The 8,447-nt window shown below is 71.7% G+C and carries 7 protein-coding genes; 2 read left to right on the plus strand and 5 right to left on the minus strand.

The window, feature by feature from the left end:
• Positions 1–121: 121 nt before the first annotated feature.
• From ACTWQC_RS29175 to ACTWQC_RS29195, 5 genes are all read right to left on the minus strand, one after another.
• Entirely contained in the window at positions 122–1,300 is a 1,179-nt protein-coding gene (locus ACTWQC_RS29175) for a DUF4255 domain-containing protein (protein ID WP_443318826.1), read from the minus strand.
• Positions 1,301–1,386: 86 nt separating this feature from the next.
• Complete coding sequence (locus ACTWQC_RS29180; protein ID WP_443318827.1) at positions 1,387–2,124, minus strand: hypothetical protein; 738 nt, start codon at positions 2,122–2,124, stop codon at positions 1,387–1,389.
• Positions 2,117–3,094 carry a hypothetical protein gene (locus ACTWQC_RS29185; RefSeq protein WP_443318828.1) on the minus strand — a complete coding sequence of 326 codons (978 nt, stop codon included), beginning with the start codon at positions 3,092–3,094 and terminating at the stop codon, positions 2,117–2,119. Before ACTWQC_RS29185 ends, ACTWQC_RS29180 begins: the two co-directional genes overlap by 8 nt.
• A gap of 17 nt (positions 3,095–3,111) precedes the next feature.
• Positions 3,112–3,636, minus strand: coding sequence for a phage tail protein (locus ACTWQC_RS29190; protein WP_443318829.1), 525 nt, complete (start codon positions 3,634–3,636; stop codon positions 3,112–3,114).
• Positions 3,637–3,672: 36 nt separating this feature from the next.
• The gene (locus tag ACTWQC_RS29195; RefSeq protein WP_443318830.1) at positions 3,673–5,523 is read right to left on the minus strand and encodes a phage tail sheath family protein; all 1,851 of its coding nucleotides are present in this window, start codon (positions 5,521–5,523) and stop codon (positions 3,673–3,675) included.
• A gap of 732 nt (positions 5,524–6,255) precedes the next feature.
• Here ACTWQC_RS29195 and sucC point away from each other — a divergent pair.
• Both sucC and sucD read left to right on the plus strand, forming a co-directional pair.
• Complete coding sequence (gene sucC / locus ACTWQC_RS29200; RefSeq protein WP_443318831.1) at positions 6,256–7,431, plus strand: ADP-forming succinate--CoA ligase subunit beta; 1,176 nt, start codon at positions 6,256–6,258, stop codon at positions 7,429–7,431.
• A 23-nt stretch (positions 7,432–7,454) separates the two neighbouring features.
• Entirely contained in the window at positions 7,455–8,339 is an 885-nt protein-coding gene (gene sucD / locus ACTWQC_RS29205) for a succinate--CoA ligase subunit alpha (protein WP_443318832.1), read from the plus strand.
• Positions 8,340–8,447 lie beyond the last annotated feature (108 nt).

Here is an 8,447-nt window from a genome sequence, read left to right on the forward strand (position 1 = left end):
GTGTCGAGGCGGGCGAGGACGGAGCGGATGGCCATGGCGAGTGCCTGGCCGTCCGTACCCTCCCGGACCGTCCCGTCGATCGTGTTCATGCCCTCGTCCACCCGCGTCTTCCCCACCGGCCTCAGCTCTCCTTGCCCTCGACGCCCTCGACGCCCCCGGTGCTGTCCGCGGGCGCGCCGCCCGAGCGGCCGCCGCGGCGCGACGGCGTGCCGGACGCCTTGCGCGTACGTGCGGGCGCCGCAGCCGGCTTGGCGGCGCTCTTGGACGCGGCCTTCTTGGCGGTACGGCCCGTGGTTGCGGGCGCATCCCCGCCGGAACCGGCTGCCGCGCCGCCGCGGCGGGACTGGCCCGCTGCAGGCGCAGGGGAGGCAGCGTCCTCGGTGGAGCCGCCGTCGGCTGCCGTACGCAAGCCCCCGGCAGCGGCTCCGCCCGCCGGGCGGCCGTCGGTGTCCGCGGGGGCCGCTGTGTCCTCAGCGGCGGCGACGGACGCAGAGCCGCCCGCCCGGGGGGAAGCGCTTCGCCCGCGGCTTGTGGCCGTACCGGCAGCAGCGCCGCGGGCCGACGAGCCGCGCGTGGCCGCGGCGGAGCCCGCTGCGCGCGTCTCCGCGGGCTTCGAGGAGCCCGCGGGCCCGCCCACCGGTGCGGCCACGCCGTCGCCGCCGCCGGTCACCGGCGGCTCCGGCGCACCCGGGGCGCCGAACGGCAGCACCCGCACCGTGCGGGTCTCCACCGGCTTCGCCGGAACCGGCTTTTCACGGCCCTCGATGAGGACCAGCGACGCCTGGTAGACCACCGACAGCGAGTACGGCGTCTGGTGGAGCATCCCCCAGAGCTTGGAGGTCTCGTCGACGTCCATCACCGCCGGCGTGAAGCGCACCTTCTGAACGGACTCGGCCAGGTCGCTGCCCGCCAGATACGGCCGCTCGGCGGCCGTCTCCATCACGTCCTTCGGCAGCATGGGGATTTCGTGCAGCGTGCGCACCACGGAACCGATGAGCCGCTGGCCGACCAGCTCGGTCTCCTCCCCGTACGCGCTGATCACGTAATGCAGATCGAGCGCCGCGGCCGGGCGCTTGAGCAAGGTGCCGTCCGGTGCCCGGGTCACCAGGTCGTTGTTGCGCATCGAGGGGTTCGGGGTGACCTGGTAGAGGAAGACCGTGATGGTGGGCTCGGTGGGCGGATCTGCGTAGGGCTTGCGGGTCTCGACGGAGACCGCGATGTCGATCTCGGGTTGCAGATTGTTCTCGATCAGCAGCGCCAGGGCCTGGGTGACATGCGCGATGGCGAGTGCGTTGCTCATGAAGTCCGCCCCTTGTCCAGGCAGTTCGCGCGGTCGGTGCGGTTGACGCAGCTCATGCAGTAGATGCCGGTCATGACGTGAGTCCCTCAGCCCCTCTTCTCGCCGCGTGACAGGTAGTCCTCCAGGCTCAGCGCGGGCGCGGGCCGCCCCGCCCGGTCGCCCAGCGCCGGGCCCCCGCGGCCGCCGCCCTGCGCGCCCGCGGCGCTGACCTCGAGCCGCCCGATCTGGACGTGTACGACGCGCTCGGCGGCTGGCCGGGACCCGCGGCGCGCCGCCGCGGCCCGTGCGGCCCCCCGGGCCGCCGTCGCCGCATCCGCGCGCGGCCGCGCAGGCACGGCCGCGGCCGTGTGTGCTGCGCCGGGGCCGCGAGGGGTGGGCGCGGGCGCCGCGGTACGGGGCGCCCCGTCGGCGGCCACAGGCCCACCGGCCCGCCGCCCGGGGCGCGGTGCGTCCGGCGCGGCGGGGCGCGGCCCCGGCGTGACCGGTGCGGCGGGCCGCAGCAGCGGCGCCGCGGGGCGCGGGGTCTGGGCCCGTGGCTCCTCCGCGCCGCGCGGCGCGGCCTCGCTCCGTACGACGGTGCGGTGGTCGGTCCTGATCTCGCGCTCGTGCCGGATCAACTCGCCGGTGGGGCCGGCGGTCCGGGGCGCCGCGGGGAAGAGCGGCGCGGGCTCGTCCGGCTGGGGCGGCCCGGCCCGGAGCGCCTCCACCCGCTCGTACGGGCCCGGCAGCCGCGGCCGTACCCGCACCGCGGCGCGCGGCTGCGCCCCCGGCGCGGGGACGTGCCGCGCCAGCAGCCGGTCGAAGTAGTCGGGCACGTCAGGCATCTGCGCACAGCTCCAGGTAGTAACGGCGCCGCAGCGGGCTGAGCGCCAGGATCTCCGGCTCGCTCCAGCCGTACGCGGTGGCGAGCAGGTGGACGTCGAGCAGCAGGTCGCGTGCCCAGGCGTCCAGTTCGGTCCACAGGTAGGAGGTGAGGTCCAGCTCGGCCGGGGTGGCCTCGCCGCACTCGGGGCAGGCGACGTTCAGGGTCAGCTCGGCGGCCGGGTCGGCCCGTTCCGCGGCCTCGGCGAGCCGCAGCTGCACGGCCTCGGGCAGGAGCGCGGGCAGCTCGGAAAGCCGGTCCGCGGGGACCGGCTCCCCGGCCCGTACGGCCGAGAGCGTGCAGCGCGCGAGCAGCGCCTGCCGGGCCGCAACCCGCGCGGCGCCGGCCGCATCCGCGCCGGCCGCAAGCCCGCGGGGCGTATCCCCGCCGACGGCATCCGCGCCCGCCGTACCCGAGTCGCCTGCCGCCCCGAGCCCTGTGCCTGCACCGCCGTCCGACCCAGCCGCCGCCTCATCAGCCGCCGCACCGGCGACCGTTCGGGCTGCCGCGCCGGCGGCCGCGGCAGCCGCCGCAGCCGCCGCGAGGTCGGCCACGGTGGGCAGCCGGAACTCGACCACCCAGCCGTCCGCCTCGACCCGCAGCGGACCTGCTGACCTCCGTGGCCGCTGGGCGAGTTCACCCGCGTCGAGGTCGAACTCCATGGCCTCGCCACACGCCCGGCACTCCACCAGCACCTGCATCCGGTCGCCGAACAGCGCCCGGCGCAGCGCCAGCAGATCCGCCTCCCGCTCGCCGACCGGCAGCGACAGCAGCTCGTCACCGCTGCTGTCCGGGCGGGCCGCCCGGTGCAGCAGCAGCGCGCGGTCGCCGTCGTGCCGGGCGGCAAGTCCCGCCTCCCAGGCGGCCAGCAGGTCCGTGGGCCCCGCAGGCCCCGCGGACACCGCAGGTCCCGCGGCTCCCGTGTGCGCCATCCCTCACCCGCCCCCGCTCAGGCGGGGTGCGTGAACGAGGGCTCGGTCGGCTCCGGCACCTCGTAGTCCCGCTCCCAGCCCTCGCACTCCAGCTTGAGGCTCTGGATCGCGACCGCGTTGGCGTTCGCGTCCAGCTCGCCCAGCACCTGGTACTCGCTCGGCCAGCTGCGGTAGAGCTTGTGCGAGACGGCGACCTGCCCGGCTTCGTTGAGGACCTGGATGATGATGTCCTTGCGGAAGTCGGCGAGCGAGACCTCGGAGCCGAGCCCGGCGCCGACCTGCCAGACCTTGTTGGCCCAGCGGTCGAACTCGGGGTCGTGGGTGACACCGCGCTCGAGCGTGATGCCCTCGAACTCGGAGCGGCCCGGCGACTTGCGCGGCGAACTGGGGTCGCCGCCGTGCCGGTGCTTGACCACCTCGGTGGTGCGCTTCAGCGGGCTGATCTTGCTGATGCCCGCAACCGTACGACCGTCCCAGCGGACCAGGAACTTGAAGTTCTTGTACGGGTCGAAGCGATGGGCGTTGATCTGAAACTCAGCCATCGGATTCCTTCGGTTCCTTCGGGTTCCTTCGAGTTCCTAGAGCTCGAACTGGCCGGCCATCTGCTGGAGCTTGACGATCACGAACTCCGCGGGCTTGACCGGCGCGATGCCGACCACGACGTTCACGACCCCGCGCTCGATGTCGGCGTCGGTCGTCGTGTCCTCGTCGCACTTCACGAAGTACGCCTCGCGCGGCGTGCCGCCCTTGAAGGCGCCCTGCCGGAAGAGCGTGTGCAGATACGACGAGACGTTGAGCCGGATCTGCTGCCACAGGTCCTCGTTGTTCGGCTCGAACACCACCCACTGCAGCCCGCGGTGGAGGCTCTCCTCGACGTGCAGCGCGAGCCGCCGCACCGGCACGTACTTCCACTCGCTGTCCAGTGCGTCCGAGCCCTCGAGGGTGCGGGCACCCCAGACGACCGGGCCCACGACGGGGAACGTGCGCAGCACGTTCACGCCCAGCGGGTTCAGCAGACCGTTCTCGCGGTCGGTCAGCCGTACGGTCAGCGAGCGCACCCCGGCCAGCTTGGCCTCGGTGCCCGCCGGTGCCTTCCAGACGCCGCGCTCGGCGTCCGTACGGGCGATGACCCCGGCGATGGCGCCGGACGGCGGGAAGGAGCGCAGCCTGCCGGTGAGCGGGTCGGTCAGCTGGATGTGCGGGAAGAACAGGCCCGCATGGTTGCTGCGCACCGGCTCGAAGGCGGAGAGCCCGGCCCGCGCGGTGTCGACGCTGACCCAGGTCGCGGGTGAGTCGACGAGCAGGAAGATCCGGCGCTGCTGGGCGAGCCGCTCGGCCGCCGAGATCACGGTGATCGCGTCCTCGGTGGACTCGTAGGCGGCCAGCTCGGGCAGCGAGAGCAGGTTGACGTCGTCGACGTCGCGCAGCGCCTGGATGCCGGTCTTGCGGGCCTCGCTGCCGATGAGGTCGCGCGGTCCCGGCGGGTCGCCGTCCTCGCCGCCGCACAGCGGGAAGACGGGCGGGTTGACGGACGCCTCCAGGCCCAGGTCGTTGGCGCACTCGCCGACGAAACGGACGACGTCCTCGGGGTCGGTGGACCCGGCGACGACCTGGATCCGCCGGCCGAAGGCGGTGACCTCGGCGCCCGCGAACGCCCGCTTGCCGGGGGCGTCGGGCAGGGCGCGGAGCTTGCGCTCGAGCAGCAGGGCCAGCTCGGTGACGGTCGTCGGGGCCTCGCCGTCCTGGGCCGGGTCGTAGAGCGTGAAGTCCCGCTCCACATCCCCGATCTTGACCGTGAGGTCGACGGCGAGGTCGGGCAGCTCGGCGGCGAACGGCTTGGAGACCGTGCCGGAGGGGTCCGGCCTGCCGTCGTCGCCGACGAGCCCGACCCGGATGAGCGAGGAGCCCGCGTTGACCACGGTCTCCACGAAGCGGCCGTGGCCGGGGGTGACGGACAGGCCCGTGAAGGTCTCGCGGGCGCCGCCGCGGGCGTCGAAGACGTGGAGGTTGAAGGTTTCGTCAGGCTCCGGGGTGTCGTAGTCGACTGCCACCCGCAGGCCGTTGCCCCAGACACCGGGCTCCTTGGCGTGCACGGTCAGCACCGCACACTCGCTGCGGCCCTCGGTGGACTCGAGCGTGACCTCGGCCTCCTTGCCGGAACCGGCCGCGGCCACGCGGACGATCACCGCGACCGAGCCGCCGTTGCCGAAGAACTGGTGGACGGCGTAGCTGACCGCGCTCTGCGAGCTCAAGGACCCGAAACGGCGCTCGAAGTCGGCGAAGCTGGTGACCCGCACGGGGTGGTTGAGCGGACCGCGACGGGTGTGTCCCACGAACGCCGTGACCGAGGTGGTGACCGCGGCGATGGTACGGACGCTGCTGGGAAGTTCCTCGATGTATACGCCGGGATAGCCCGTTTGCACCGGCATTCCCCTCCATTCCCTTCGCGCACCAAGAGATGAGGAGAGGAAGTGAAGGAATTGCGTGTGCATGGCGCGCAGGTGCACACTTCTCCAACAGTTTCCCCCGTCGCACACCCCCGTGCGATATCGGTATCGCAGGACCTCAACGCGCTTGCGTGTGGCTCCTGTTGATGAGTGCCTCCTGGAGTCTCGGCTGCGCCGAAGGCCCTTGTCAAATGGGTTTTCCGGTCACGTCTACAGCGCCGTGGCGCGAGATCGATAAGCCCGGTTTTGTGTGATCAAAGACGTTTGCGCTGGCGAAATATGGCATTTCGTTTGACGCCGTTCAGCCGGGCGGGCGGTTTCCGCCGATGGAAACAAGTCGAATGCGTGAAAGCCCCGGCGCGCCGGTTTGCGGCCCGCCTCAGGTCCCGAAGGCGAGCAATGGCTGAGTAATGGCCGAGTCATGGCGTTTGCCCGCGCTTCGTAAGGGTTGGCGCCTCGGCGGCAGGGTTCGTCTCGCCATGTGGCCACCCTGCGGCCACCATGTGACCACCATCACCGCTCACATGTGACCTGTGATTTAGGGACCCACGTCCTACGGGGCTAATCTGCGAGACGGACATGCCGCGTACCCGGCCAACGTGTGTGCGCCTCCGTTGTGACCGCGTCGTCACGCTGCCCGTAGCGGCACGCCCACGCAGACAACGAACCGCATCACCACGACAGCGGTATTCAAGACGCAAGGGACGGACGCGCGTGGACCTGTTCGAGTACCAGGCGAGGGACCTCTTCGCCAAGCACGGTGTACCGGTGCTGGCCGGTGAAGTCATCGATACGCCTGAGGCGGCGCGCGAGGCGACCGAGCGTCTCGGCGGCCGTGCCGTCGTCAAGGCCCAGGTCAAAACGGGTGGCCGCGGAAAGGCCGGCGGCGTGAAGCTGGCGTCCGACCCGGCCGACGCCGCTCTGAAGGCCGGCCAGATTCTGGGCATGGACATCAAGGGCCACACGGTCCACAAGGTCATGCTGGCCCCGACCGCGGACATCGCGGACGAGTACTACGTCTCCTTCCTCCTCGACCGCACCAACCGCACCTTCCTGGCCATGGCGTCGGTCGAGGGCGGCATGGACATCGAGGAGGTCGCGGCCACCAAGCCCGAGGCCCTGGCCAAGATCCCGGTGGACGCCGTCGAGGGCGTCACCCCGGAGAAGGCCGCCGAGATCGTCGCCGCGGCCAAGTTCCCGGCCGAGGTCGCCGACCAGGTGGCCGAGGTCCTCCAGCTGCTCTGGAAGGCCTTCATCGCCGAGGACGCGCTCCTCGTCGAGGTCAACCCGCTCATCAAGTCCGGCGAGGGCAAGATCATCGCCCTGGACGCCAAGGTGACGCTGGACGCCAACGCCGAGTTCCGCCAGCCGCACCACGCGGCCCTGGAGGACAAGCTCTCCGCCAACCCGCTCGAGGCGGCGGCCAAGGCCAAGAACCTCAACTACGTCAAGCTCGACGGCGAGGTCGGCATCATCGGCAACGGCGCGGGTCTGGTCATGTCGACCCTCGATGTCGTCGCGTACGCGGGCGAGGAGCACGGCAACGTGAAGCCCGCCAACTTCCTCGACATCGGCGGCGGCGCCTCCGCCGAGGTGATGGCCAACGGCCTCGAGATCATCCTCGGCGACCCGGACGTCAAGTCCGTCTTCGTCAACGTCTTCGGCGGCATCACCGCCTGCGACGCGGTCGCCAACGGCATCGTCCAGGCCCTGGAGCTCCTGAAGTCCAAGGGCGAGGACGTCACCAAGCCGCTGGTCGTGCGCCTCGACGGCAACAACGCGGAGGTCGGCCGCAAGATCCTGACCGACGCCAACCACCCGCTCGTACAGCAGGTGGACACCATGGACGGGGCGGCCGAGCGCGCCGCCGAGCTGGCTGCTGCCAAGTAAGAAGGACGAGGACACCGACAACCATGGCTATCTTCCTCACCAAGGAAAGCAAGGTCATCGTCCAGGGCATGACCGGCTCCGAGGGCCAGAAGCACACCCGGCGGATGCTCGCCTCCGGCACCAACATCGTCGGCGGCGTGAACCCGCGCAAGGCCGGTACGAGCGTCGACTTCGACGGCACCGAGATCCCGGTCTTCGGCACCGTCGCCGAGGCCATCGACAAGACCGGCGCGGACGTCACGGTCATCTTCGTCCCGGAGAAGTTCACCAAGGACGCGGTCATCGAGGCGATCGACGCCGAGATCCCGCTGGCCGTCGTGATCACCGAGGGCATCGCGGTCCACGACACCGCCGCCTTCTGGTCGCACGCCCAGACCAAGGGCAACAAGACCCGCATCATCGGCCCGAACTGCCCCGGCCTGATCACGCCCGGTGCGTCCAACGCGGGCATCATCCCGGCCGACATCACCAAGCCCGGCCGCATCGGTCTCGTGTCCAAGTCCGGCACGCTGACCTACCAGATGATGTACGAGCTGCGCGACATCGGCTTCTCCACCTGCGTCGGCATCGGCGGTGACCCGATCATCGGCACCACCCACATCGACGCCCTGGCCGCCTTCGAGGCCGACCCCGAGACCGACCTGATCGTGATGATCGGCGAGATCGGCGGCGACGCCGAGGAGCGGGCCGCGGACTTCATCAAGGCCAACGTCACCAAGCCGGTCGTCGGCTACGTCGCGGGCTTCACCGCGCCCGAGGGCAAGACCATGGGCCACGCAGGCGCCATCGTCTCCGGCTCCTCCGGCACCGCCCAGGCGAAGAAGGAGGCGCTGGAGGCCGCGGGCGTGAAGGTCGGCAAGACCCCGTCCGAGACGGCCCGGCTCGCGCGGGCTGCGCTCGCCGGCTGAGCGCGGCTGAACGCTCGAGCGGCTGAACGCTCGAGCGACTGAACGCTCGAGCGGCTGAGCCTGCGGCTCGGCACAGCAAGCAGGAAGGGGCGTGGGCCCGGACCGAGA

The sequence above is a fragment of the Streptomyces sp. 8N616 genome (assembly GCF_052246385.1).
GTDB lineage: Bacteria > Actinomycetota > Actinomycetes > Streptomycetales > Streptomycetaceae > Streptomyces.